Source organism: Neobacillus jeddahensis, assembly GCF_000612625.1.
Taxonomy (GTDB): domain Bacteria; phylum Bacillota; class Bacilli; order Bacillales; family Cytobacillaceae; genus Neobacillus; species Neobacillus jeddahensis.
Window position 1 is genome coordinate 25,880 of the sequence record NZ_CCAS010000006.1, and the last position, 24,981, is coordinate 50,860.

The following is a 24,981-nucleotide window of genomic DNA, read 5'->3' on the forward strand; positions in this document are numbered from 1 at the left end:
TACCCTCCTTTCAAAAAGGTTCTATTAGAAATTTTTCGCGTTAGGCTTATTAAAACCATAACGTTCAAAAAACTCTTCACGGAAATCACCAAGCCGGTCTTCCATAATGGCTTGTCTGACTTTCTCCATTAATCTTAACAGAAAATAGAGATTATGGTAAGACGTTAATCGAATTCCGAATGTTTCATCACATTTTATTAAATGGCGAATATAGGCTCTTGAATAATTTCGGCATGTGTAGCAATCACATTCCGGATCAAGCGGGCCAAAATCACGAGCATATTGGGCGTTCTTAACTACTAATCTGCCACTGCTTGTCATTAAGGTACCATTTCGAGCGATACGTGTCGGTAAAACACAGTCAAACATATCAATTCCCCGAATCGAACCATCGATTAACGAGTCCGGAGAACCAACGCCCATTAAATATCTTGGCTTATTTGTTGGTAAAAGTGGTGTTGTAAATTCAAGTACCCTATTCATAACATCCTTTGGCTCACCGACTGATAATCCCCCAACCGCATAGCCAGGGAAATCCAATGAGGTAAGGTCTTTTGCACTTTGTTTACGGAGTTCTTCAAATTCTCCACCTTGAACGATACCAAATAATCCTTGATCTTCAGGACGTTGATGGGCATTTAAGCACCGTTCAGCCCATCGTGAAGTCCGTTCAACTGATTTTTGCATATAGTCAAAGGTTGCCGGGAATGGTGGACACTCATCAAAGGCCATCATAATGTCGGAACCAAGGGCATTCTGAATTTCCATTGCCTTTTCCGGTGATAAAAATAATTTTTCCCCACTCATATGGTTGCGGAAATGAACTCCTTCTTCTTCAATTTTGCGGAATTCACTTAAACTGAACACTTGAAAACCGCCAGAATCTGTCAAGATCGCCCGGTCCCAGTTCATAAATTTATGAAGGCCACCTGCCTCCTTGATGATTTCATGACCAGGTCTGAGCCATAAATGATAGGTATTGCTTAAAATAATCCCAGCACCCATCTCTTTTAAGTCTTCAGGTGACATAGTCTTCACGGTTGCTAGAGTTCCCACCGGCATAAATGCAGGTGTATCAAAAGAGCCATGTGGTGTATGGACACGACCTAGACGAGCTCCTGTTTGTTTACATGTTTTAATTAATTCATAACGAATAGCTGTCAAATTATTTTCTCCTTCCTACAAAGAAAAGCGCAAGGCGCCTGCCTATCGGCGACAAGCACAAGACGAGCCGGCCGAAAGGTTGTTCTTTAACCTTTTGGACGGATTGGCTTGTGACCTCGAGCCGATGGCGCCTGGAGCTAGACAATTCTCAAAGTTGAAACATATAAATTCTGATAATATAGAAAAACTTTACGAAATCTTAGATGATGAACATGGCATCGCCAAAGCTGAAAAAACGATAGTGCTCTGCAACGGCCGTATTATAGGCATGCAAGATATTCTCTCTTCCTGCTAATGCACTGACAAGCATAATTAACGTCGATTTAGGCAAATGGAAATTGGTGATCATTCCATCAATAGCTTTAAATTGGTACCCAGGATATATAAATATATTGGTCCAACCGCTCCCCTCAACAAACTTCCCATCATGCTGAGAAGCAATTGTTTCCAATGTCCTTGTTGATGTGGTGCCAACGGTTATGATTCTTCCACCGTTGCTCCTTACTTCATTCAACAACCGGGCGGTGCCTTCCGTTACCATATAAAATTCAGAGTGCATATCATGCTCTAACACATCATCGACATTTACCGGCCTAAAGGTCCCAAGTCCCACATGGAGTGTAATTAACGTAACATGGACACCTTTTTCTTTGATTTCTGCTAATAGACTTTCCGTAAAATGAAGGCCTGCAGTTGGCGCGGCGGCTGAACCAGGTTCGCGTGCATATACGGTCTGATACCGGTCACGATCCTCGAGCTGCTCTTTTATGTAGGGCGGCAGTGGCATTTCACCTAGTTGATCGAGTACTTCGTAAAAAATTCCATCATATTTGAATTCGAGCACTCTTCCGCCATGGTCCGATGTCCCTGTACAGACGGCTGTTAGGAGGCCATTCCCAAAATCAATCTCTGTACCTTCTTTCACACGTTTCGCGGGTTTGACGAGTGTTTCCCATTGATCGCCTTCGAGCTGTTTCAAAAGAAGGACTTCAATTTTAGCACCGGTATCTTTTTTCACGCCAAAAAGACGTGCCGGCAATACCTTTGTATCGTTTAAGACAAGGCAGTCCCCTTCACGCAGATACTCGGAAATATTTTTAAACACTTCATGGTTGATTTCACCTGTTTGTTTATCCACAACCATCAGTTTGCTGTCTGTTCGATTTTTTAACGGAACTTGCGCAATTAGTTCCTCTGGTAAATGAAAATCAAATAAATCTACTTTCATATTAAAACACACCTTACTTCATATCATTGTATTAACAGTGGCTCTATTTGGGCACTTCCATGCCAAAATGTTCGTAAACCGCTGAGGTCGCTACTCTTCCCCGTGGTGTTCGTTGCAAAAAGCCTATTTGCAAAAGATACGGTTCATAGACATCTTCGATAGTTTCGGCCTCTTCACCAATCGATGCTGCAATCGTATCAAGACCGACTGGACCACCGCGGAATTTTTCAATAATTCCCTTTAAAAGCTTGTGATCAATATGATCAAGACCTAGTCGATCAACTTGGAGAAGTTCCAATGCTTCTCGAGCTAACGCAGGGTTTATTGTACCATTTCCCTTTACCTGAGCAAAGTCTCTAACTCTTCGCAGCAGACGATTGGCAATCCTCGGGGTCCCTCTTGCGCGCCGAGCGATTTCGGCGGCAGAAGGTTCGTCTATTTCAGTATCAAACAATTCTGCTGTTCGAATGACAATATTTTTTAACTGATCTTCCTTATAATACTCGAGCCGGCTCAAAACTCCAAATCTGTCTCGTAAGGGAGCTGATAACGATCCAGCCCTAGTCGTAGCACCAACAAGTGTAAACGGTGGAAGATCAAGACGAACAGATCTTGCACTTGGACCTTTCCCGATGACGATATCAAGACAAAAATCCTCCATTGCTGGATACAAAACTTCTTCAATCGTCCGTGGCAATCGGTGAATCTCATCTATAAATAAGACATCACCTGGTTCTAATGCAGTAAGAATGGCAGCTAAGTCTCCAGGTCTTTCAATAGCTGGTCCTGAAGTTGTCCGGATATTGACCCCCATTTCATTGGCAATAATGACCGCAAGGGTTGTCTTCCCTAACCCCGGTGGACCGTATAGGAGAACATGATCTAAAGTCTCCTTCCGTAGCTTTGCCGCCTTTATAAAAATCCCAAGATTTTCCTTGACTTGATTCTGTCCGATATATTGCTTTAAGGTCTGTGGCCGCAGACTTTGTTCCATACCAATTTCAGTTTCATTCACTTCACTAGAAATTATCCGTTCTTCCATGAATCATCACCTATTTTAAAAGCCGTTGAAGGGCTTTTTTAATGTATTGGTCTGTTGAGAGTTGTTCTTTACGTAACTCAGGAGTAATTTTCTTAATCTCTTTTTCCGAATAACCAAGGGCTTTCAGGGCCAGGATTGCTTCGTCTAGGGACGAATCGACGGTAGTTGTAGGTGAAAATTGATCTGCATTGAATAGATTCGGAAAGAAATCAGGAACGATATCCTGTAATTTTCCTTTTAAGTCAAGGATCATCTGCCGGGCCGTTTTCTTACCGACTCCTGGAAATTTAATTAGAAAGCTTTCATCCTCATTTTCGATTGCCGTAACTACCTGTTGAACTTCTCCTGAAGCAAGAATGGCTAGTGCTCCTTTAGGGCCGATTCCTGAAACATTTAGTAATTTCGTAAACAGTCTTTTCTCTTCTCTTGTTTCGAAACCATATAAGGCGATTACATCTTCACGAACATAGTGATAGGTGTATATAGTCACCATCGTTTCCATTTTACCTGCATAAATAAACGGATTAGGTGTTGAGATTTGATAACCAATGCCATTATTCTCCATGACAATATATTCCGGACCAACAAACTCAACGTTTCCTTTTATAAATTCGTACAATACTATTCTCCCCTAACTACGCCCCACATTGATCGTTGGGGGACACTGTATCCCATTCTACCATACAATTTTATGCATGTTGAAGAAAATAACATAGGAATAAAAAAACCAGGCTGATGGAAACAATCAGACTGATTTGGGGAGGTTTATTCTTTTTTTATAGAATAGGACTTAAAGGTCTCTAAAACTTTCACATAATGATCTTTTGATTTAATGGGTATGCCTTGAAATAGCTCTTCTTGCTTATTACTTTCAAGCTTCTTGATATCTATTTGAAAAAACGATTGAATGATTCGTGATTGCCCGGGTCTTCCGTTAAAAATGGTCAGGACTCCATCTTCAGTCACACCAAAGAATCCATTTGCCTTCAGCAATGGAGATATATCATCGACCTGTTTTCTAAAAACAAAGGTTGATTCATCGATGTCGATAAGCTGCCACTGATCATATTTGGCCCAAAAACTTTCCCTGGACCAAGATGTCTCATGAACCACTTCCTGACTTATTTCTCCATCTAGATAGATTCTTTCCAAAATAACGGTCACATTAAGTGGCTGTGTCTCCTGCTGTATCTGAAGGTTATCCTGTTGTGCAGCAGAGCCAATTATCATCATTCCTGGGACTCTACCGATAAACATGAAGAGAATAACAGCAAATACGGCTAATCCAGACCGGTACATTGTTATCCAATTGACCCTCATGTTACTCACCTCTTATTGTTAATAATTGAACAATCATTTGCCAGTACTAGTTTAGCCTTATTTTTACATTTTATCCGAGCGCAGACGATAAAAAAAAGCAAAGCCCGAGGCCTTGCCTTTTTCGATGAAGGATTAAGTTCCTCCCTTTTCTCGCTGGAAATCATTATCCATGTTTCGGTCACGGCCGAGGGCTCCCTCATCTGTCAAGACGGTTACTGTCCGTCCATTTGCATAAGGATTCACCGCATTTTTAATGGCACTTTTTGTTGCTGCTGCTTTTGTATCATCATGTAACTTTACGGACACGATGACGGTATTTCCATAAGCGACAGACCTTACATCCTTAACATTATTTATATCAGCGACAGTGTTTCTAATTTTTTCTGTTACATTATCTTGAAAATTCGGGTCCGTTGCTACTCCCGTATTGCCAATATTTGTACTCAAATGACCGTGATAATTCATGTCACTCGTACTAAACCGATTATCTCGCTGGAAAAAGTTGCGATCCTTCTTTGCGATTGGAGTGGTCGGATTTTTAGGATTTCCGTTCCCATCTCTAGTTTTCGCCTGTTGCTTATTTTGCTCGTTTATGACCTGATCCTCATCCCCAAGAGTATGGTCCATCATTTCGGTAAACGCACCGTCATTGTCCCGAAGTAATTCATTATTGTTATTGGGATGATTTTCATTCGAGTAATATCCAATCGGTCGTACAGAATTGGTATTACCTTCATTCGCACCCGTACGATTTTGATCACCTGTACAACCTGTGACCCCCAACAGCAAACAGACGGAAAGAGGAATCATCCACTGTTTCTTGTTCAAGCGAAAAACCCCCTAGAATAACATCATGAGCATCACTTTCCTGCTCATTTATAGAGTGTTATCTTATAAGGAATTTCATTCCGCAAAAATATTTCCACCTATTCAAGTCACGATTTTTTGTAAGTGGTGAATGAATTTTTTTCTTGTGTAAAACTGACTAATAGATAATTCCATTACCTGACTGAATCTGACATGGTCGGTATACGTTTTTTCTCGGATTAACCGATTCCACTCGCGAAATATATCAGCAGGGTAAGCTAAGGCATATAAAAAAGCCTCTTCATGCAAATATTGATTGATTTGTTTTAAACTTGCTAACTTTTCAAATGACCAATCCATGTAGGGAAGGATTCGATTGGCATATTGCAAATAATCGAATGATGGCGGTCCGCTGCTGATTAAATCAAAATCAATTAAATGTAACCGGCCATTGCGATCACGTAAAAAATTATGGTGGGCGACATCGCCATGAAGAATGAGATTAGGTTCCTGTTGAAAAAAATGACGATGATTATTCATACCCTTCAGTGACCAATTGGCCCACGAAGTCAATTCTGACAGACACTGGTCATTCATAAAATATTGAATAAAAGGGATATTTCCCGCAAAAAGGCGGTGCCTCTCTGTCCATTTTTCAATTAATTGACCTTTAGGAAGCAAGGTCCGATAACGCGATTCAAAAGAAGCTGTCGTCTGATGAAATTGTGCTAGGAGCTCAATCCCTTCTTGACGATTTTTTTGTGTAAGAAATGAAAAGGGCTTTTTATTTGGCGGAATATACTCTATACACCCAAAGTAAGTTCCTTCAAAAAATAGCTGTTCTTTCGTAGGTGGTGTTAAAAACAGATAGGTTTTAAAAAATCCTTCTTTTCTAAGTGAAGTAGTAAAAGCTTCTTGGAGACGGAGCCTGCTATTAGTATGATACCCCTTCATCATATAAGTATTTTTTTCTGTTTTAAGTAAGAATACGGAATTTCGAACCGAAACGAGCTGAATGATTCTCTCTAAAAACTGAGACTGAAAATAAGAGAGGAGACGATCAAAATAATCATCGTCTCCTTTTTGGTTGGTTGACCTATTAATTACTTTCATCTCGATAACCAGGCATACCGTAAGGATTTGTTCCAACTGGACCCATTCCATATGGATTCATATAAGGAGGCTGAGCAACATTGGCTGGCCCCATATATGGTGCACTATAGATGGGTGGCGTCGGTGGCACAAAGTTAGTCGGTACGGCATTTGGTACCGCTCCTGCATGGTTTAGTGATGGCGTTGAGCCACACCCACAGTCGTCCATAGCCCCCGTTCCTACAGGTAACCCCTGCATGGGTGGACTTTGCATAAATGGCATTTGACTACTGTATCCTGGTGCAGACATGTCTTGAGATCCAAAATCCTGCCCCCCCATCATTTGCGGGACTGGTCCGCCCATTTGTGGATAACCATACGGCCTTTGACCATATGGTGAACCCATTCCAGATGGACTAGCCATACCAGGATTTCCATACATCATTCCAGGCATTGCTGATGTGGATTGGCCCATTGCAGGATTTTGACCAGAGTACCCAGCCGGACTTGTCATCGGATATCCTTGCTGCATATCTCCGTATCCCATCGGCATCTGGCCATATCCTGCTGGCATTTCTCCGTATCCCATCGGCATCTGGCCGTATCCTGCTGGCATACCTCCAGACCCCATCGGCATTTGACCGTATCCCGCTGGCATACCTCCAGACCCCATTGGCATTTGACCGTATCCTGCTGGCATTTCTCCAGCACCCATCGGCATTTGACCGTATCCCGCTGGCATTTCTCCAGCACCCATTGGCATTTGACCGTATCCCGCTGGCATTTCTCCAGCACCTATTGGCATTTGACTATAGCCGGATGGCATTTGGCCAAACGATGACGGATCCATCATTTGTTGCTGGAACCCTGGGTTTTGCGCACCCATCACTGAGCCCGGATTGTAGGCAGGGTTCATTACAGGCAATTGTGGCATAAAGGATGACGATTCATCTTGGAAAAATTGTCCTGGAGCAACTGAACCACCAGCCATAGATGGAGCAACTCCTGGTGCTCCAAAATTCGTTCCAGGATTCATTCCGGTTGGTGGGCCATAAGCCATACCCTGTTGTGGAAATGGCATGAATGGCTGCATTGGAACCCCTCCACCGAATGGTGGGCAGAATCCAGGTCCAGGCATAACAGGTGTAATTGGTACACAATAATCTTGCGGTGGTGGCATTTCCATTGGCATTTCTTGTACTGGTGGTGGAGCTGGGACTGGAATTTCCTTCTTTGGAATTTCTTCTTTGACCTCAGGAAGTATATTGGCAGGTTTAGGCGGTAATTGTGGTTGAACGGTCATATTAGACATGTTCGTCATATAATAATTGTTGATATCAATTTCAGGGACTATTTGTAGAGGCATTTTTGGAGTATAAGGTGTTTTAGGTACTTCTTTGATAATTGGTTGTTCTTTGATAATCGGTTGTTCCTTTTTAATCGGTACCTCCTTTTTTGGCGCTTCCTTAATCGGGGCAGGAATTGGTTTTTCTTTAACGAACGGTTGCTCAGCAATCGGCATTTCCTTCTTTGTTCCTAAATTGATTGTTGTTTCCGGTTTTGAGTGTCCCATAGGTGCTTCTTTTTTTATAGTTCCACCTGTAGTTGGGACTTTTATTTTCATACCGGGCATAATCATATCAGGGTTGCTGAGCTGTGAATTCATCTTTTTCAGCTCTTCAAAATTCACGCCGTACTTCTTGGCGATCTTCCAAAGAGTATCCCCTTTCTGTACGATATGGATCTTCACTCTGATTTCCCTCCTATGGCATAAGTCCATATAGTGTATGTGAAGATGGGCAAAGTGCTAACATTCTTCAAAAAAACTTATGCTTACTTTCCAAAAAATATGAATCCACTTATATTATCCTGTTCTGACTTAGTAAAAAAGTGATGCAATCATCATCATTGCATCACTATACTGCTTATGAATTTTCTAACATTCTTTCTAAGGCAAGCTTGGCATTCTCAGTAATCTCAGGACTAACTTTTACCATATTGTTCTCATTATCTAATGTATCGAGGCTCCATACTAGATGCGGCAGGTCAATCCTGTTCATAGTCAGGCAGGGGCACATATGTGGATTTAATGAAATAATCTTTTTATCAGGATGATCGTTTATTATACGATTGACGAGGTTCATTTCTGTTCCAATGGCCCAAGCTGAACCAGGCTCCGCCTTTTCTATCTCATTAATGATATAACTCGTTGAACCCGCCGTATCCGCTAATTCTACAACTTCCCGGCGGCATTCTGGATGAACAATAATTTTCATGTTTGGATATTGATTGCGTGTCTCAACCACATTTTGCACCGTAAAGTTTTCATGAACTGAACAATGACCTTTCCACAGAATCACTTTTATCGCTGAATAATCTCCATCGTATTCAAGCGTGTTTGTAATTGGGTTCCAAATGGCCATTTCATCTAATCCTAAACCTAAATCTGCTGCGGTGTTCCGTCCTAAATGCTGATCAGGTAAAAATAGAATTCGTTCTTTTACATCAAATGCCCATTTGACCATTGTTTCTGCATTTGAGGAGGTAACCGTTGCCCCTCCGTTTGCACCGACAAACGCCTTAATAGCGGCAGTAGAATTAACATATGTTAAAGGTAGTATTGTGTCCCCAAAGTGTCCCTGCAGGACCTCCCATGCTCTTTCAGTCTGCTGGATATCCGCCATATCGGCCATTGAGCACCCCGCACGCATATCGGGTAAGAAAACCTTTTGCTTATTGTTTGTTAAAATATCGGCAGTCTCTGCCATGAAATGGACGCCACAGAAGACGATAAATTCTGCGTCTGTGTTTTCAGCCGAGATTTGCGCCAGTTTTAAAGAGTCACCTGTTGCGTCTGCAAACTGGATGACCTCGTCTTTTTGATAGTGATGTCCTGGGATAAAAAGTCGTTTTCCCAACTGTTGTTTTATCTCAACAACCCGTTTCTCGAGTGCCTCTCTCGGCATTTGTTTATATTCTTCAGGAATCATACCATTTGTCTGTAAACTTGCTAAGATATTCAAACTACTCATCCCCTTTATTCCATATCACTTTTACACTTATATCCAATGCTTTATATGAATGAGTCAAGTATCCAAGGGAAATATAATCTACTCCCGTATCTCGATAATCAGCAATATTCGTTAGTTGAATGCCTCCGGAAGCCTCGGTAATGATACTCGGAGGAACCAGTTTGATAAACTCCTTAATTTCATCGGGCGTGCGGTTATCAAACATGATGACATCTGCCCCTGCATTGACTGCTTCCACTACCTGTTCTTCTGTTTCCACTTCGACTTCAACCTTTACCATATGACCAGCCTTGTTTCGAACTGCTTCTACTGCACTTGAAATCGAACCGGCAAACGAAATATGGTTGTCCTTTATCATGACCCCATCGTAGAGACCGAATCGATGATTAAAGCCGCCACCACAGCGCACTGCATATTTTTCAATCATACGAAGGCCAGGAGTTGTTTTCCTTGTGTCACATATTTTCGTATGACCACTGTCCAGTTCATTAACAGTTTTTTGCGTTAATGTGGCAATCCCGCTCATCCGTTGAACAAGATTAAGAACCACCCGTTCACCTTTTAATAAATCAGCTATTTTTCCTGAGACGATGGCAAGCTCTTGGCCTTTTTTTATTTCTTGGCCATCCTTTACAAAGACTTGGGGGATAATTTCGTTATTAAGAAGCTGGAAGCCAGTCTTAATAATCTCCTCTCCGCAAAAAATCCCCTTATCTTTTGCAAGAAAAACGATTTGCCCAGTGGCATCATCCCGAAAGATCAAATCAGTTGTAAGATCTTGTTCCCCAATATCCTCAATAAAAAATTTCTCAAGTTGCGAGCGCAGTTTCAATGAATTCATGGTTATTCTCCAATTCCTGTTTATATTTATGAATAATTGATTTTCTTAGCCAATGATGATCGTCTTCATATGGATAATCACTTCGATAATGACCTCCACGACTTTCTGTTCTTTGTAACGCAGATTCTGTGATTAGACTCGCAGTAATCAACATAAAAATCTTTGATATATCGGAAGGGAAACATGTATCTAAATTGAGAAGATCAGCTTTGAATTGACCTAACCAGGCCATTTGCTTCTTTAGATTCGCTTCATTTCTGATAATCCCAACACGCTCCATCATTAAATCCTTCATCTGCTCAATATCCGGTAACATTACCTTTTCCTGGTTTATAGGCTGAATAGAAGCATCCTTTTCAGCCTCTAGCTGGCCTTTTCCTTGTTGATTAATCCACTCTGATAATTGATGCCCTTGATACAGGCCCTCTAATAAAGAATTGCTCGCCAACCGATTTGCACCGTGCAATCCCATGCAGGAAGTTTCACCAATTGCAAATAGCCCATCAATTGAAGAACGGCCGATTAAATCAGTTTTAATTCCGCCCATTACAAAATGACTGCCAGGTGCCACCGGAATTTTCCCCTCTGCTAAACAAATCCCATTTTGCTCACAAATAGCTGTGATGGAAGGAAAGCGGTTGCTAAATTCTTTAATATTACTAATATTTAAAAATACTTGTTTACCATTTTTCAGAAATTCATAGATTCTTTGGGAAACCACATGTCTTGGTCCAAGATCCTTCATCGGATGTACCCCTTCCATAATCGGAGTACCATCCGCGGTCACAAGGATTGCCCCTTCTCCTCTGACAGCCTCAGAGATTAATCCCTTTGTTTCACCATTTATATACAAGAGCGTTGGGTGAAATTGAATAAATTCCATATCAACGATTTCTGCACCAGCTAAATAGGCCATGGCGATTCCATCGCCACAGACTGTTTTGGCATTGGAAGTGTAGCTGTACAATTGGCCGCATCCCCCAGACGCAATAATGATATGACTACCATAGAATTTCCTTATCTTCCCGTCTAACCCTTTTGCCTTGACACCGATGCAACGATTTTTCTCAGTATTAAGAATTAATTTATATGCCGTAACATTTTCTTCCACATTGACATTTACTTTAAGATTATTAATTAAATGTTCCATGACGTTTTTACCCGTTGCATCGCCGCCACCATGAACAATTCTTTTTTCACTATGAGCGCCTTCCATCCCTAAAAATAATTCACCCTTTTGATTTCGATCAAAAAAATCTCCTTGCTCCGCCAAGTTCCTGATGAGGGATGGGGCTGCAGTAATGACTTGCTCGACAGCAGCACGATTATTATGAAATCTTCCTGCTTCCAACGTATCTACAACATGTTTAGATGGATCGTCATTTGCACCAATTGCTGCTGCAATACCACCTTGGGCAAGATAGGAATTTGTCACTCTCATCTTTCCCTTTGTGAGTATTCTCACATTTAAATGTGTATTTAATTTTCCAGCCAGCTGCAATGCAGCTATGCCACTACCTATAATTACTACATCATCATTTGTCACATTTCACCTTCCTGACAAAACATGTGTCTTGACATATATATTTACACAGAATTAAACTAAAAACAAGTACAAAAAATAGAGTATGGGAGAATCATAATGATATATTTTGATTTTGCTGCCACAACTCCAATGGATTATGAGGCTGCAGAAGTTTATATAAAAGTGGCAACCGAAATTTTCGGTAACACCAGCAGTCTTCACGACATTGGCGGACAAGCTCAGACATTGCTGGAAAATTGCCGCAAAGAACTTGCTGCTCTATTAGACGTGGATAAAAAAGGGTTATATTTTACTAGTGGCGGTTCGGAAAGTAACTTCTTAGCAATCGAAGCTTTATTGTCTTCTCCTCTAAAAAATGGAAAACATATTATTGCTGGAATGGCGGAGCATTCATCAGTTCATGGTGTTTTAACTAGACTGGAGAGACTGGGATATGAAATCACACTACTTCCCTTTAATTCAAAGGGACTGATTGATCAAGAACAGCTTATCAATTCCATTAAGCCAGAAACAATTTTAGTAGCACTACAACATATTAACTCTGAAATTGGGACAATCCAGCCAATCAAAGAAATGGCTGGATTTTGCAAAGCAAACAGGATTCATTTCCATAGTGATTTTGTCCAATCATTTGGAAAAATCAATTTAAAAAAGATTACTCCCATCGTCAGTAGTTTTTCTTTTTCCGGTCACAAAATTTATGGGCCAAAAGGGATTGGCGGAGTCTATCTCAATCCTTCTATTCCTTGGAAACCATTTTTCCCCGATGGTTCACATGAAAGTGGATTTCGGCCAGGAACACTAAACCTTCCAGCGATTGCCGCCATGACGATCGCTGCACAGAAAATCATTAGAAACATGGAAGAAGACTTATCTAAATTTAAATCGAAGCGAAAGGCTTTTATCGAGGCACTCGAACCAATCAAAAACAGAGTAAAGGTTTATCAGGCTGACGATGACTCACAGCTACCAACTATCATTGGGATGCGGATTACCGGTATTGAGGGACAATGGCTGATGCTCGAGTGCAATCGGCTCGGATTTGCCATATCTACGGGAAGTGCCTGCCAGATTGGCATGCAAACCCCCGCAAAGGTTACGAAGGCACTTGGATTAAACGATGAGGAAGCAACGGAATTTATTCGTATCTCTTTAGGACATTCCTCCAAAATAGAAGATATTGTTCGCCTGGGGGAAACTATTGTGGGCATTGTACAATCATTTAAGTCTGTCTCCGTTATATTAAGAAACTAACTGTGCTAGAATAGTAAAACAGATAAAAAAATAGGAGGATTTATATGGCTGATGAAAAAAAAATATTGGGAGAGGAAAGAAGGTCTTTAATTCTCCAGCAACTTAAAGATAGTACTGAACCGCTTACTGGAAGTGAGTTGGCGGCAAAGACCCATGTAAGCAGACAAGTGATCGTTGGGGATATTACACTGCTTAAGGCAAAAAATGAACCCATTATCGCAACGAGCCAGGGTTACATTTATCTAAAGCAAAGCTCAAGTACTCCCTCCTTTGAAAGGACCATTGCCTGCAAACATTCACCAAAGGAAACTGCAAAAGAACTGAATTTACTAGTAGACCATGGTGTTTTAGTAAAGGATGTTCGAATTGAACACTCAGTATACGGTGATCTAACAGCATCTGTGATGGTTTCTAATCGCCAAGAGGTGAAACAATTTATGGAAAATATGAAAAGAACAAACGCTTCACTCTTGTCCGAGTTAACTGGCGGCATCCACCTTCATACCATTTCTGCATCAAGTACTCATGTTTTAGATAAAGCAGAAGCCGCTTTAAAGGCAGAAGGTTTTTTGATTGAATCATAAGAAAATGAAAGCTATTTTTCCTTTGCGGAATGGGATAAGAAAAGGACCCGTTGAACGAAAACGGGTCCTTTTCTATTAATCCAATTCCACCAAATAGGATGGATAACTTCCTAAAATTTTTACTCCGCAGCCTAGCGCTTCCAGTTCCGAAATCGCACCTGGAATCAACACCTCATCGAGCTTCATTTCCAGATCAATAATGAAAAAGTAGTTGCCAATTCCTGTTTTCATTGGTCTTGATTCAATTTTTGAGAGGTTCAATTTTCTCCAAGCAAAGGCTGATAACACCTGATGCAACGCTCCTGCTTGATCTGAAGGCAGCGTAACCATGAGCGTTGTTTTGTAATGTGAGGAGCCACTAATGGATGCAAAATCTACAATTTGTTCTGATAAAACGAAGAAACTAGTGTGGTTATAGTCAAAATCATGAATATCTTTTTGCACCATAGATAAACCATATTCTTTCGCCGCTAATTCATTGGCAATCGCAGCGACGTTCCATTCGGGATGCTCCATCACAAGCTTAGCTGCTGCTGCTGTTGACGTTACACTTTCAATGGGAACCCCTTTAAAATGGCTATGTAAAAATTTATGACACTGAGCAATGGCATGCGAGTGGCTATATACTTTCGTAACCGCCGGCCAGTCCTCCTGATTGGTTGGATGGACAAGCAAATGCTGCTTAATTGGGAGCGTAATTTCGCCCACAATTGGAATTTGAACTACATGGGTTAAATAATCAAGGGTAATATTTACAGATCCTTCTAAGGCATTTTCAACAGGAACTACAGCAAGATCGACTTTGTGTTCCACTAATGCATCCATACTTTCAGGAATTGTTCGATAAGGCTCAAGGTCATATCCTGGAAAAACCTTTTTCACCGCTAGTTCAGTGAAGGTAGCTTTTGGTCCTAAAAAACCGACTTTCATTCCTTCCCCACTCCCTCTTTTAACAAGAAGGCTGAGAACTAATCCCAGCAAACAAATGTCCGCTATGCACCAGTTCCCAGCACGTCTACCTTTTCAACAAATTCAAGTTTTCTTAACTCTGCAAGCAAATCGTCCAAATCAGAGATAATATTTGATGTGTTTAATGACAATGTTACATTGGCTCTGCCTTGAAGTGGAATGGTTTGATGAATGGTTAAAACATTACAGCCAGATGCCGCCACCACACTTAACAAGTTTGACAATGTACCAGAACGATCTTCTAAATGAAAGAAGAGCGAGATAATCTTTTCCTTTTGAATCGTTGAAAAAGGATAAACAGTATCCCGATATTTATAAAAGGCACTTCTGCTCAAATCCACTTTAAGGACGGCATCAGCAATCGATTCCGCCTTACCCCTTTCAAGCATCTCTTTCACTTCAATTGTTTTTTTCATCGCTTCTGGCAGAACATCCTCACGGACCAAGTAATACCTTTTATCAAAGTTATCCATTTATCCACTACCTACTCGACGAACTCAAATTCAAATTCTAATAATTTTACGATATCCCCATCTTTTGCACCTCGTTGCCTTAAGGCGTCATCCACCCCAAAACCGCGAAGTTGACGTGCGAAACGGCGTACAGATTCTTCTCTCGAAAAGTCCGTCATCTTAAATAATCTTTCAAGTTTTTCACCTGAAACGACAAAAGAACCATCCGGGTCTCTTGTGATCGTGAAGGCTTCTGGGTCTGCCTCATGTTTATATAATACACGATGAACTCCGGTTTCTTCTTCTTCATGCTCAAGCGGGAATTCTGGAGTCTCCTCAATCTTATCTGCTACCGCATATAATAATTCCCGTAACCCTTTTCGAGATAGGGCAGATATAGGGAAGATCGGAAAATCTTCTTCCAGCTGCTCTTTAAACTTTTGCAGGTTTTCTTCTGCTTGAGGCATATCCATTTTATTCGCTACAATGATTTGTGGACGCTCAGTCAAACGGAGATTATACTCCTTTAACTCGCTATTAATGGTCATGTAATCCTCATATGGATCCCTGCCTTCGGTTGCAGCCATATCAATGACATGGACAATTACTCTCGTCCGTTCAATGTGTCGTAAAAATTGATGGCCAAGTCCAACCCCTTCACTTGCCCCTTCAATTAATCCTGGCAGGTCAGCCATCACAAAGCTTCTACCATCTTCGGTTTCCACCATTCCAAGGTTTGGAACAATGGTAGTAAAATGATATTCAGCAATTTTTGGCTTTGCAGATGAGACCACTGATAATAACGTCGATTTTCCTACACTTGGAAAACCAACAAGACCGACATCAGCAAGCAGCTTTAATTCTAGTATTACATCACGTTCTTGTCCTGGTTCGCCATTTTCAGCAATCTCAGGAGCCGGGTTTGCCGGTGTAGCGAAGCGTGTGTTACCTCGGCCACCACGGCCACCTTTGGCAATAATCGCCTGTTGTCCATGCTCAACTAAATCCGCAATAACCTCTTTTGTTTCAGCATCCATGACAACTGTCCCTGGTGGAACCTTGACAATCATATCCTTTGAACCCCTGCCATGCTGTCCTTTGGACATACCATGTTCACCACGCGGCGCTTTAAAATGACGTTGATAACGAAAATCCATTAAGGTACGTAACCCTTCATTCACTTCAAAAACAACATTGGCGCCTTTTCCGCCGTCACCGCCAGCTGGGCCACCATTTGGAACATATTTTTCACGACGAAATGCGACCATACCATTGCCGCCGTCGCCGCCTTTTACATAAATTTTGACCTGATCGACAAACATCTTATTCCTCCAGTCTTGCACTTTACGAAGTATTACAGTATAGGCATAAAGACCTCTAGTGCGAGCTCGTTTTTAGAAAAATCCTTGACCACTACATCTACTGAATAATCAGCAAGGTATTTTTCAATCTGTTCTCTTTTTAGTATTATCCCGCTAAAATCAAAAAAGAAACGAATGCCATGTGATTGCGATTCTATTGTGATTGATAAATGGTTTTCTTGAAATGCCTCTATGGCTTGATTCAAACAAGAAAAAAATGAGTTTGTCCAATTTGTCATGGCGGCATCATCAATTTTTATCGATTCAACGTCAAGAAGGACCTCATATTCCAATCGAAATGAAGGATTTTCCCAGTTTGATTTTAACAGCAGCGATGCAAACAATGGCATCTGTAAATTCGATAGCTTTGTTTCATGCTGGGCTTCAATCACTATTTCATCGATGACTTGTTTGGCACGGTCAATCCGATTTAAATCCAGGTTTCCCTTTATTAGTTGCAGCTTGTTTAACCAATCATGTCGTGAGTGCCGAAGCACTTCAACGATATCCCATTCTTTCCCCATACGTACACTCCCACATTAAGTGTTGGACACTGTTTCTAATAGTATATCAAAAAAATAAACATGAGTAATCAATTTAAGGTGAAATGTCATTAGAGGTAAAAAGAAGCTTTTACGAAGTAGCTTCCTTGAAGTATAAGTTGGAAGGGGTACTTTCGTTAAGCAAAAAGAAAACTCTAACCAAACAGGTTAGAGTTTCCTTTTGATGAACAATTAAGCTTCTTGTGCTACTGGATAAACGCTCACTTGTTTACGGTCACGACCTAAACGTTCGAATTTCACAACGCCGTCGATTTTTGCAAAAAGAGTGTCGTCTCCGCCACGGCCAACGTTTTCACCTGGGTAAATCTTTGTACCGCGTTGACGGTAAAGGATAGAACCTCCAGTTACAAATTGACCATCTGCACGTTTAGCACCAAGGCGCTTAGAGATGGAGTCACGTCCGTTCTTAGTAGAACCTACTCCCTTTTTAGATGCAAACAATTGAAGATCTAATTTTAATAACATTTATTCCACCTCCTACTTTTTGAAGGTTATTTTTATGTGCTCTCCGTACGTTTCTTCAATCGATCTTAGTGATACAGTCATTCCTTCGAAAAGAAGCTGTACTTTCTCATACACATCTTCCGGAAGACCTCCCGGTACAATGCAGCGTAGAAAGCCATCTGCCCGATGTTCAAGATCGGGAGTGACACCGGTTAGTTCGTGCACCGCATTAATCGCACCAACAGATACGGCTGATACACCTGCACAAACAATGTCCTTGCCACGATCAGCGAACAAAGCATGACCGCTCAGTTCAAATGATTGAATCTTTCCGGACTCAGTACGATAAATCGTAATGTTAATCATCTAATTCTCAACACCTTACGCGTTGATTTTTTCGATGATTACTTTAGTGTAAGGTTGACGATGACCTTGCTTCTTACGGTTGTTTTTCTTGGCTTTGTACTTGAAAACGATGATTTTTTTCGCACGGCCTTGTTTTTCAACTTTAGCTGTAACAGTAGCGCCTGCAACAACAGGACTTCCTACTTTTACGTTTTCACCGCCAACGAAAAGAACCTTGTCAAAAGTAACTTCTTCACCAGCTTCTGCATTAAGTTTTTCAATGTAGATAGCTTGGCCTTCTTCGACTTTAATTTGTTTACCGCCAGTTTCGATAATTGCGTACATGAACTGCACCTCCTTATAAACTCAGACTCGCCATAGACAGGCGTTTTGCCGAACAGCAAAATCTTACTACCTGTTCTGCGCGGTTGTAGCACGGGTGCTACAAACATAACATTAAAATCCTAACATACTATGATTGAATGTGTCAATAATAATTTGGGCACATCATTCGTTATTAAATTGCTTTACTGAAATCTCTGCTTCAGTACCAAATTGTTTTACTAAATAATAAGGTTTTCTGGAAGGCTGCACCGTAAAATACAACTTTAAGTGGAGCCATTCCTCCAAAACCTCTCTATGGGCTTCATTTGGACCTAGAAGCGCCTCTTTTACCTCACTGGTGGTCTCAACCAGAAGAGCCTCAAATTCGCTATGACGATGCTCTAGCAGCTCTCTTTCAAGCCGAAAGGCAATGGTCTCAGCACTAAGAATCCGCCCAGTCCCCTCACAGGTCGGGCATTTCACCTGCAAGGCCTCTGAGAGCGTGACTTTTGTTTTCTTTCTAGTTAACTGAAGAATACCAAGCGGAGTAAATCCGATTAACTTCGTTCTTTTTTCATCTTTGGATAATTCTGTTTCAACTGTGTCGAGGATAAACCGCTGGTCTTGAGCACGTTTCATATCGATAAAATCAATCAGAACCATTCCACCAATATCACGAAGACGCAGCTGCCTCACAATTTCGATCGCTGCCAGCCGGTTAGTTTCAACAACAGTATCTTGATAATCGGACTTCCCAGAATATTTTCCAGTATTTACATCGATAATCGTCAATGTCTCGGTTTCATCAAAGATGAGGTAGGCGCCACGGTCGAGCCAAACAATTCGTTTGAGTGCTTTATCGATTTCGTGGTCCACCTTATTTGTTGAGAAAATATTCTCTTTCCCATTGTAATAGGCAAGCTTAACCCTAGTGCTAACAGGCTCAAGTATTTTTTTCAACGACAATTCATCAACCACAACCTCACCTGTCTTCATTTTCGCTATCTGAGCGATAATCATGTCAACAAAAGTATCAGTTTGAAAAATCAGCCCTGGCTTTTTTTGGGACATCGCGATCTGTAACAATTCTTGATAACGTTCTCGCAGATTAGTAAGCTCAGCAAGTATTTCTTCCTCCGTACTATAAATGGCAGAGGTACGAAAAATGATTCCTTCTTCTTCTGTTTTTAGTTGGTTCCCACTTCGACGCAAAGCAGCCATTTGTGCTTCATCCGCGATTTTTTTCGATACCGCCACATATCGTCCTCGTGGCATATAAATCAGGTGATTACCTTGCATCTCAATAATCCCCGTCACTTTTGCTCCTTTTGTTCCTGTGGCATCCTTATCCACTTGTACCAACATCTTTTCACCTTGATGAACAAACGAGGTGATATTCTTTTGTTTATCAATAGAACCAACAAATGACGGCAAGACATTGCGCTGCAAATAGGCATTTTTCTCTTCACCGATATCGATGAATGCTGCATTCATCCCCGGCAATACCTTCGTGACTGTCCCAAAATAAATATTACCGACCAGCGAGCGATTGTTTGGTCGGTCAAACACAATATTCTCCACACGGTTATCCTTTATATAGGCAAATCGCTTTTCCCGTGAAGCGTAATTAACAATTAATGTATCCAAGCCAAGCGTCCTCACTTTTTCAATAAGATGTTCCTATTATAACGAATTAATAGGAAAAGAGAAGGTCGCCGATTTTTTCGGTCAATCGTTTTTCTGTAAAATAGGCATGTAGAAGCTCGTTCTCATCCAAGGTACCTGTTTCCCGGCCACCTACTTCGACGATAATAGGATGTTTACAACCCCGTTGGAATTTTTCTAAAACATGAATCAGCAAATCCTGCTCATCGGCTTGAATTGGTCTTAAGTTGCCCAGGCCCGACTTTTTTCCATAATAGCGTTCTAACAAGAATCGCATAAACACAAAGCGCCGTTGCTTCCACTCATGATAGAGAGAGAAAAATAAAAAGGCAATGACCACCCATACATTTATATGTGTAGGGGCGGCCAGTAAGATCATCAAGGAAAAAAGCGACAAACTGCAACCCGAAATGATTAGTGTCAAGCTATGTGCACTTGGAAAGGAACGTTTTAAGGAAAGCAGTAAAAATACGAGCTTTCCACCATCAAGCGGCCAAACTGGAAAAAGATTAAACAGAAAAATCATCACATTATAATCGATAAACAGTCTAAATAAGTCATCCGGTAGGATGTCCAGTAAAAATAAGCTATAGGCTAGTGCAACCATCCATATATGTTGGAGTGGACCAGCCATCACGACAATTGCCTCTTCTTTCAGGGGACGGTTCCCGTGTTCATCCATTTCAGCCACACCGCCGAAAGGGAGCAGGGTAATTTTCTTAATTCTCCAGGAAAAAAAAGAAGCCGCAGCTGCATGCCCCATTTCGTGGATAAAAATGATGACGATTAACAGGCAAACATCAACAAAGTGTGCCGTTGCAATCGCTAGTGCCATCACGATCCATAACAAAGGATGAATAGAGAGGAGTCGTAATAGTGAGATCATTCTAGTCAAAGCGAATCACCTGGATCGGGTCGATAAAATCATCACCCTTTTTAATGGCAAAATAATATTTACCCTTTGTTTTATCTTCACCAGTTGAAGCTGAAACTGTCCCGACCACCGTTCTTTTATCAATGTACTCATATAATTTGACCTTAACCTCGTCTAAATTTCCGTACCAGGTTTCCGATTTATCCGGATGTTGAATAACCACTGTTTTTCCAATGCCATCTTTCACACCTACAAACATGACATTCCCGTCATTGATGGATTGAACAGCCGCCCCTTTTCCCGTTTCAATCATGATCCCTTGACCGTTTTTCTCAAAGTTTTCGAGAATTTTCCCCATAGCCGGTACAGAGAAGTTCCCTTCTTGGACTACTTCCTTTTTCCCACTTTGATCATCGTCAGAAAACGGGAGCAATGCTAAAGGTTTGCCAAACTTGTTTTCGTACCAATTGGCAACAGTGGCAAATTTAAAATCCTTGTCCATTTGACTCGCAACGAATTCCCTTGCAGGTTCAAAGGTTACGGCATGATTACGAAACAAAATGGCAACCATTAAAAATAGGAGCACAGAGGCTAATATTTTAAAAAAGAATACTTCTTTTCTAAATAATGGATGCCCAGATTCTCCGCCACTATTCCCTGTAGGACGTAAATCAGGTAGTCCATATTTTTCATCATTACCCGGCCAATCAATTTGCCGGTCAGGACTTTTTGATGTCGAACCAAGTTCTTTTTTTCTTTTGGCTATTCTTCGCCGTATTTCTTCCGGTGTAGACCGCGCCATACCCATCAACCCTTTTCCCACTTTTTTGTACAAGTCTATGCGGGTGAAATAAAGAGTATGACTTACAATCGAAAAAAGCCTGTCCACATAGAAGTGGGCAAGCTAACATTGACATCATGGAGTTGCTTAAATGTTTTAGGTGCTCCGATTAACGGACGCCAAAAAACTTTTTAAGCTTCTTAAAAACTCCCTTGTCCACTTCATCAAGTGGTTGCAGGGGAATGGACTCACCAAGAATCCTTCTAGCAATATTACGATAAGCAATGGACGCTTTACTATTAGGATTTAAAGCAATCGGTTCGCCATGATTGGAGGCTTTAATGACCTCTTCATCATCTGCAACAATCCCAATTAGCTCAATCGATAAATGTTGGGTAATTTCATCGATGTCGAGCATGTCGCCGCTCTTCATCATATGATTTCGAATCCGATTAACCACTAGTTTTGGCGATTCCATGTTCTTTTGCTTTTCAAGCAGTCCAATAATCCTATCCGCATCACGGACAGCAGAAACCTCAGGAGTGGTGACAACAATTGCCCTATCCGCTCCGGACACAGCATTCTGAAAGCCCTGTTCAATTCCAGCTGGGCAATCAATAATGATATAATCATAGTCTTGTTTTAAATCGGTCATGAGTTCTTTCATCTGTTCAGGCGTAACCGCAGATTTATCGACAGTTTGCGCTGCAGGAAGTAAGTACAATAACCCATCAAAACGTTTATCCTTCACCAAGGCTTGATGAATTTTGCATCGTTTTTGGACAACATCGACAAGATCATAAATGATTCTATTTTCAAGTCCCATTACGACATCCAAGTTTCGAAGACCGATGTCTGTATCCACTAAGCATACTTTTTTACCTTGAAGGGCCAGAGATGTCCCAATATTAGCAGAAGTTGTTGTTTTCCCCACTCCGCCCTTACCGGATGTAATTACGATCGCTTCTCCCACCTTAATGTCCCCCTTCTAATCTATTTAAATTAGGCCTTATCTGTATTAAAACTTGCAATCTATCAATAATCATTTGTCGGTCATCATCAATATAGGCACATTCCATTTCCCGCTTCTCATTGCTTATGGTTGAATCAGGAGTTCGATTGATACTGTCACTAATTCTTAGTTGGGACGGTTTCATACTTGACGCTGCAATCACTGCATCATCATTCCCATAACAGCCAGCATGGGCCATTCCTTTTAGTGAACCCATAATGAAAATATTTCCACCCGCAATGACTGTTCCACCTGGATTCACATCGCCAATTAACAGAATATCACCAGGTGCTTTAAGTACTTGTCCAGAACGAATAATTCTTGAAACAGTCATGACTTCATTTTCTGCCTTCTTTCGGTGTGCTTCTTCTTTTGTGATGACATTCGAATCAATATTATCGACAACCAAATTTTTCTTTTGGCGAATTAAGTTTTTTAAGTCTTCGCGCTGTTCCTCGCTTAAATAACGATTACCGACGTCCACTTTCACAGAGATTAAATTGCGCTCATCCTGTGCTCTGGAGTTAGCAGAAAGCTTTTGATCCAGTTCCCTTTTTAGTTCCTCATAGGAGCATGTATCATCAAGATGAAGGACAAGTCCTTCCTTCGTTCCTTTTATTGTAACATTTTGCCGTTTTTTCATGGAGAATTTTCACCTCATAATAAGAAAACAATTTCGGAGCAAGCGAATATCACCTATTTTTATAGGCTTGTCAAATTAATTTCGCCCTTCCGAATCGAAAATACAGATATTTTAATAAAAATTCGACACGAGGCGTCCATTCTCCTCTTTATATTTAAAGAAAACTATCACGCTAATAAGCAAGTTAAAAAAATAGCAACCTCCATAGACTATTCGTCTCTACGAGTAACAGCGTACTTTTCAAACATCCGCTTTAAAGGATACCCCGCAACAATGATAAAGATTGCATTTAAGATCATAGTTGGATATAAACGCAAACGAATAAATTTCATAAAATCGAGGCTAGTGACATGAATCAAATGGTCCATTTCATAGACACCCACTTCTAATAAGGCAATACCAAACAGGGAAACGAGGAAGGCAATAAAGAAATTTGTTTGCATAATATTCATTATTTTCGATGCAAGGTAGGAAATAAATGGGTAAAGGAATAGGTAAATACCAATAATTTCAATATAGACAATATCAAATAACAGACCGAAAATGGCTGCATAAATAATCCCTTGTTTCATTCCAACAAACATCATCAGAAACAAAAGAGCAGCAAAAAGAAAGTGCGGTACGGTAATTTGATGATGTCCAAACAAGTCTGCAGGTACATATTGTACAAACAAGCTTTCTAAAAAAAATAAAAACAGAAACAAAAGAGGAAGAAGGAATTTTTTCACGATCCCTCCTCCTTCCCGTCGGTTAGGTCTTTTTCATCCGCCTGAGCCATACTTCTTTTCGTCACCATCACTGTTTTAATATCATAGAAATCAGCGCCAGGTTTGACCAATGCTGTTTGATTTAATCCGTATTGGTCTTGCTTTACCTCGACTACTTTTCCAATCATTAACCCTTGTGGAAAGATATCACCTAAACCTGAGGTAACGACTTTTTGCCCTTTTTCAATTTTTGCCCCTGATGGAATGGCTTTAACCATCAGTAATTTTTTCTCATCATCGTAGCCTTCTACGAGTCCATATATATCCGTTTCGCCTTGAACGACAGCTGAAATCCGATTCTTCGGATCCATCGAGCTAAGCAGCTGGACTGTTGAACTAAATTGCGTCACACTCTTTACTTTTCCAATTAGGCCATTGGCAGTCACAACAGCCATATTTTTTTTGATACCGTTTAATTTACCTTTGTCGATAATAATCATTTCATGCCAGCGATCAGGGTTTCTTCCAATCACAGTAGCTGGAAGTGGTTCAAAATCTCGCAGGGTTTTTTCTTCACCGAGAACGTCACGCAATTCTTCATTGTCTTTTTTCAGCTCCTGAACTTGGGCTTCAAGGCTGGCAAGATTTTCGATCCGCGATTTTAATTCTTTATTCTCTTCATATGTATTGGTTAAGTCCTGGAGATTTTCAAAAAAGCCTGCAACATAGTTGGTTGGCTTTGAAACCAGGGATTGAACCCAGCCGGACGTGTCTTTGATAAATTGTTCCGGCCAGGAAAGCTTCTCTCTCTCCCTTAAAGAAAACCCAATCAATGCCACGAGAACAATAATGCTGACAAGCAAAATAATCAGTCGTTTATTCAAAAAGAACTGTGGCATGATTATACACCTCTATTTTCCATAAAAATATA

Annotated in this window: 27 protein-coding genes and 1 other annotated feature; of the genes, 2 read left to right on the forward strand and 25 right to left on the reverse strand. The window is 40.9% G+C overall.

All coding sequences use genetic code 11. The features are described from left to right. Positions 1-24 precede the first annotated feature (24 nt). From tgt to nadB, 11 genes are all read right to left on the reverse strand, one after another. Entirely contained in the window at positions 25-1,164 is a 1,140-nt protein-coding gene (gene tgt, locus TY15_RS04240) for a tRNA guanosine(34) transglycosylase Tgt (RefSeq protein WP_040207826.1), read from the reverse strand. A 199-nt stretch (positions 1,165-1,363) separates the two neighbouring features. After that, entirely contained in the window at positions 1,364-2,392 is a 1,029-nt protein-coding gene (gene queA / locus TY15_RS04245) for a tRNA preQ1(34) S-adenosylmethionine ribosyltransferase-isomerase QueA (RefSeq protein ID WP_040207823.1), read from the reverse strand. Between the two features lie 43 nt (positions 2,393-2,435). Further along, positions 2,436-3,434 (reverse strand): Holliday junction branch migration DNA helicase RuvB, encoded by a 999-nt coding sequence (ruvB, locus tag TY15_RS04250; RefSeq protein ID WP_040207822.1) that lies wholly within the window; start codon positions 3,432-3,434, stop codon positions 2,436-2,438. A 10-nt stretch (positions 3,435-3,444) separates the two neighbouring features. Beyond that, positions 3,445-4,053, reverse strand: coding sequence for a Holliday junction branch migration protein RuvA (gene ruvA, locus TY15_RS04255; RefSeq protein ID WP_040207821.1), 609 nt, complete (start codon positions 4,051-4,053; stop codon positions 3,445-3,447). Positions 4,054-4,199: 146 nt separating this feature from the next. Further along, positions 4,200-4,754 carry an intercompartmental signaling factor BofC gene (locus TY15_RS04260; RefSeq protein ID WP_040207820.1) on the reverse strand — a complete coding sequence of 185 codons (555 nt, stop codon included), beginning with the start codon at positions 4,752-4,754 and terminating at the stop codon, positions 4,200-4,202. A gap of 132 nt (positions 4,755-4,886) precedes the next feature. Then, on the reverse strand, positions 4,887-5,582 hold the full coding sequence (locus TY15_RS04265; protein ID WP_042374120.1) for a YhcN/YlaJ family sporulation lipoprotein: 696 nt from the start codon (positions 5,580-5,582) through the stop codon (positions 4,887-4,889). A gap of 102 nt (positions 5,583-5,684) precedes the next feature. Continuing rightward, on the reverse strand, positions 5,685-6,674 hold the full coding sequence (locus TY15_RS04270; RefSeq protein ID WP_040207819.1) for a phosphotransferase: 990 nt from the start codon (positions 6,672-6,674) through the stop codon (positions 5,685-5,687). Next, positions 6,661-8,403 carry a SafA/ExsA family spore coat assembly protein gene (gene safA / locus TY15_RS25085; RefSeq protein WP_052353694.1) on the reverse strand — a complete coding sequence of 581 codons (1,743 nt, stop codon included), beginning with the start codon at positions 8,401-8,403 and terminating at the stop codon, positions 6,661-6,663. Before safA ends, TY15_RS04270 begins: the two co-directional genes overlap by 14 nt. A gap of 175 nt (positions 8,404-8,578) precedes the next feature. After that, positions 8,579-9,685: a quinolinate synthase NadA gene (gene nadA / locus TY15_RS04280; RefSeq protein WP_142305393.1), complete on the reverse strand. Its 1,107-nt coding sequence runs from the start codon at positions 9,683-9,685 to the stop codon at positions 8,579-8,581. Beyond that, entirely contained in the window at positions 9,678-10,526 is an 849-nt protein-coding gene (gene nadC, locus TY15_RS04285) for a carboxylating nicotinate-nucleotide diphosphorylase (RefSeq protein ID WP_040207816.1), read from the reverse strand. The genes nadA and nadC overlap by 8 nt, the downstream gene beginning before the upstream one ends. Then, entirely contained in the window at positions 10,495-12,072 is a 1,578-nt protein-coding gene (nadB, locus tag TY15_RS04290; protein ID WP_040207815.1) for an L-aspartate oxidase, read from the reverse strand. Before nadB ends, nadC begins: the two co-directional genes overlap by 32 nt. Before the next feature lie 96 nt (positions 12,073-12,168). Here nadB and TY15_RS04295 point away from each other — a divergent pair, with 96 nt between their 5' ends. Together TY15_RS04295 and TY15_RS04300 are read left to right on the forward strand one after the other, a co-directional pair. Beyond that, complete coding sequence (locus TY15_RS04295; RefSeq protein ID WP_040207814.1) at positions 12,169-13,326, forward strand: IscS subfamily cysteine desulfurase; 1,158 nt, start codon at positions 12,169-12,171, stop codon at positions 13,324-13,326. A gap of 44 nt (positions 13,327-13,370) precedes the next feature. Beyond that, the gene (locus tag TY15_RS04300; RefSeq protein WP_040207812.1) at positions 13,371-13,910 is read left to right on the forward strand and encodes a transcription repressor NadR; all 540 of its coding nucleotides are present in this window, start codon (positions 13,371-13,373) and stop codon (positions 13,908-13,910) included. 75 nt (positions 13,911-13,985) lie between these two features. Here the strand turns inward: TY15_RS04300 and pheA are convergent, their stop codons facing one another. The 14 genes from pheA to mreC form a co-directional block, all read right to left on the reverse strand. Then, complete coding sequence (gene pheA / locus TY15_RS04305) at positions 13,986-14,840, reverse strand: prephenate dehydratase (RefSeq protein WP_040207811.1); 855 nt, start codon at positions 14,838-14,840, stop codon at positions 13,986-13,988. 62 nt (positions 14,841-14,902) lie between these two features. Continuing rightward, complete coding sequence (locus TY15_RS04310; RefSeq protein ID WP_040207810.1) at positions 14,903-15,352, reverse strand: ACT domain-containing protein; 450 nt, start codon at positions 15,350-15,352, stop codon at positions 14,903-14,905. Positions 15,353-15,363: 11 nt separating this feature from the next. After that, entirely contained in the window at positions 15,364-16,653 is a 1,290-nt protein-coding gene (gene obgE / locus TY15_RS04315; protein ID WP_040207809.1) for a GTPase ObgE, read from the reverse strand. 32 nt (positions 16,654-16,685) lie between these two features. After that, entirely contained in the window at positions 16,686-17,216 is a 531-nt protein-coding gene (locus TY15_RS04320) for a sporulation initiation phosphotransferase B (protein WP_040207808.1), read from the reverse strand. A gap of 210 nt (positions 17,217-17,426) precedes the next feature. Continuing rightward, positions 17,427-17,720, reverse strand: coding sequence for a 50S ribosomal protein L27 (gene rpmA, locus TY15_RS04325; protein ID WP_024027459.1), 294 nt, complete (start codon positions 17,718-17,720; stop codon positions 17,427-17,429). 12 nt (positions 17,721-17,732) lie between these two features. Further along, complete coding sequence (locus TY15_RS04330) at positions 17,733-18,065, reverse strand: ribosomal-processing cysteine protease Prp (RefSeq protein WP_040207806.1); 333 nt, start codon at positions 18,063-18,065, stop codon at positions 17,733-17,735. A 15-nt stretch (positions 18,066-18,080) separates the two neighbouring features. Further along, positions 18,081-18,389 (reverse strand): 50S ribosomal protein L21, encoded by a 309-nt coding sequence (rplU, locus tag TY15_RS04335; RefSeq protein ID WP_040207804.1) that lies wholly within the window; start codon positions 18,387-18,389, stop codon positions 18,081-18,083. 13 nt (positions 18,390-18,402) lie between these two features. After that, positions 18,403-18,484, reverse strand: a sequence feature (ribosomal protein L21 leader region). A gap of 67 nt (positions 18,485-18,551) precedes the next feature. Beyond that, the gene (locus tag TY15_RS04340; RefSeq protein ID WP_040207803.1) at positions 18,552-20,015 is read right to left on the reverse strand and encodes an Rne/Rng family ribonuclease; all 1,464 of its coding nucleotides are present in this window, start codon (positions 20,013-20,015) and stop codon (positions 18,552-18,554) included. A gap of 46 nt (positions 20,016-20,061) precedes the next feature. Next, the gene (locus TY15_RS04345) at positions 20,062-20,928 is read right to left on the reverse strand and encodes a M50 family metallopeptidase (protein ID WP_040207801.1); all 867 of its coding nucleotides are present in this window, start codon (positions 20,926-20,928) and stop codon (positions 20,062-20,064) included. Beyond that, positions 20,921-21,709, reverse strand: a complete 789-nt coding sequence (locus TY15_RS04350) for a M23 family metallopeptidase (protein ID WP_179301827.1) — start codon at positions 21,707-21,709, stop codon at positions 20,921-20,923. Before TY15_RS04350 ends, TY15_RS04345 begins: the two co-directional genes overlap by 8 nt. Positions 21,710-21,857: 148 nt before the next feature. Continuing rightward, a complete protein-coding gene (gene minD / locus TY15_RS04355; protein WP_040207799.1) occupies positions 21,858-22,661 on the reverse strand; it encodes a septum site-determining protein MinD in 804 nt (267 codons plus the stop codon). Between the two features lies 1 nt (position 22,662). After that, entirely contained in the window at positions 22,663-23,343 is a 681-nt protein-coding gene (minC, locus tag TY15_RS04360; RefSeq protein ID WP_040207798.1) for a septum site-determining protein MinC, read from the reverse strand. A 209-nt stretch (positions 23,344-23,552) separates the two neighbouring features. Beyond that, entirely contained in the window at positions 23,553-24,071 is a 519-nt protein-coding gene (gene mreD / locus TY15_RS04365) for a rod shape-determining protein MreD (protein WP_040207797.1), read from the reverse strand. Next, positions 24,068-24,949 carry a rod shape-determining protein MreC gene (gene mreC / locus TY15_RS04370; RefSeq protein ID WP_040207796.1) on the reverse strand — a complete coding sequence of 294 codons (882 nt, stop codon included), beginning with the start codon at positions 24,947-24,949 and terminating at the stop codon, positions 24,068-24,070. Before mreC ends, mreD begins: the two co-directional genes overlap by 4 nt. Positions 24,950-24,981: the final 32 nt, after the last annotated feature.

Bases quoted from the DNA above. Each gene is read 5' to 3' on its own strand.
- queA (WP_040207823.1), bottom strand. From the start codon at position 2,392: ATGAAAGTAGATTTATTTGATTTTCATTTACCAGAGGAACTAATTGCG.
- ruvB (WP_040207822.1), bottom strand. From the start codon at position 3,434: ATGGAAGAACGGATAATTTCTAGTGAAGTGAATGAAACTGAAATTGGT.
- TY15_RS04260 (WP_040207820.1), bottom strand. From the start codon at position 4,754: ATGAGGGTCAATTGGATAACAATGTACCGGTCTGGATTAGCCGTATTT.
- TY15_RS04270 (WP_040207819.1), bottom strand. From the start codon at position 6,674: ATGAAAGTAATTAATAGGTCAACCAACCAAAAAGGAGACGATGATTAT.
- nadA (WP_142305393.1), bottom strand. From the start codon at position 9,685: ATGAGTAGTTTGAATATCTTAGCAAGTTTACAGACAAATGGTATGATT.
- nadC (WP_040207816.1), bottom strand. From the start codon at position 10,526: ATGAATTCATTGAAACTGCGCTCGCAACTTGAGAAATTTTTTATTGAG.
- TY15_RS04295 (WP_040207814.1), top strand. From the start codon at position 12,169: ATGATATATTTTGATTTTGCTGCCACAACTCCAATGGATTATGAGGCT.
- TY15_RS04300 (WP_040207812.1), top strand. From the start codon at position 13,371: ATGGCTGATGAAAAAAAAATATTGGGAGAGGAAAGAAGGTCTTTAATT.
- pheA (WP_040207811.1), bottom strand. From the start codon at position 14,840: ATGAAAGTCGGTTTTTTAGGACCAAAAGCTACCTTCACTGAACTAGCG.
- TY15_RS04310 (WP_040207810.1), bottom strand. From the start codon at position 15,352: ATGGATAACTTTGATAAAAGGTATTACTTGGTCCGTGAGGATGTTCTG.
- obgE (WP_040207809.1), bottom strand. From the start codon at position 16,653: ATGTTTGTCGATCAGGTCAAAATTTATGTAAAAGGCGGCGACGGCGGC.
- TY15_RS04320 (WP_040207808.1), bottom strand. From the start codon at position 17,216: ATGGGGAAAGAATGGGATATCGTTGAAGTGCTTCGGCACTCACGACAT.
- rpmA (WP_024027459.1), bottom strand. From the start codon at position 17,720: ATGTTATTAAAATTAGATCTTCAATTGTTTGCATCTAAAAAGGGAGTA.
- TY15_RS04330 (WP_040207806.1), bottom strand. From the start codon at position 18,065: ATGATTAACATTACGATTTATCGTACTGAGTCCGGAAAGATTCAATCA.
- rplU (WP_040207804.1), bottom strand. From the start codon at position 18,389: ATGTACGCAATTATCGAAACTGGCGGTAAACAAATTAAAGTCGAAGAA.
- TY15_RS04350 (WP_179301827.1), bottom strand. From the start codon at position 21,709: ATGGCGCGGTCTACACCGGAAGAAATACGGCGAAGAATAGCCAAAAGA.
- minC (WP_040207798.1), bottom strand. From the start codon at position 23,343: ATGAAAAAACGGCAAAATGTTACAATAAAAGGAACGAAGGAAGGACTT.
- mreC (WP_040207796.1), bottom strand. From the start codon at position 24,949: ATGCCACAGTTCTTTTTGAATAAACGACTGATTATTTTGCTTGTCAGC.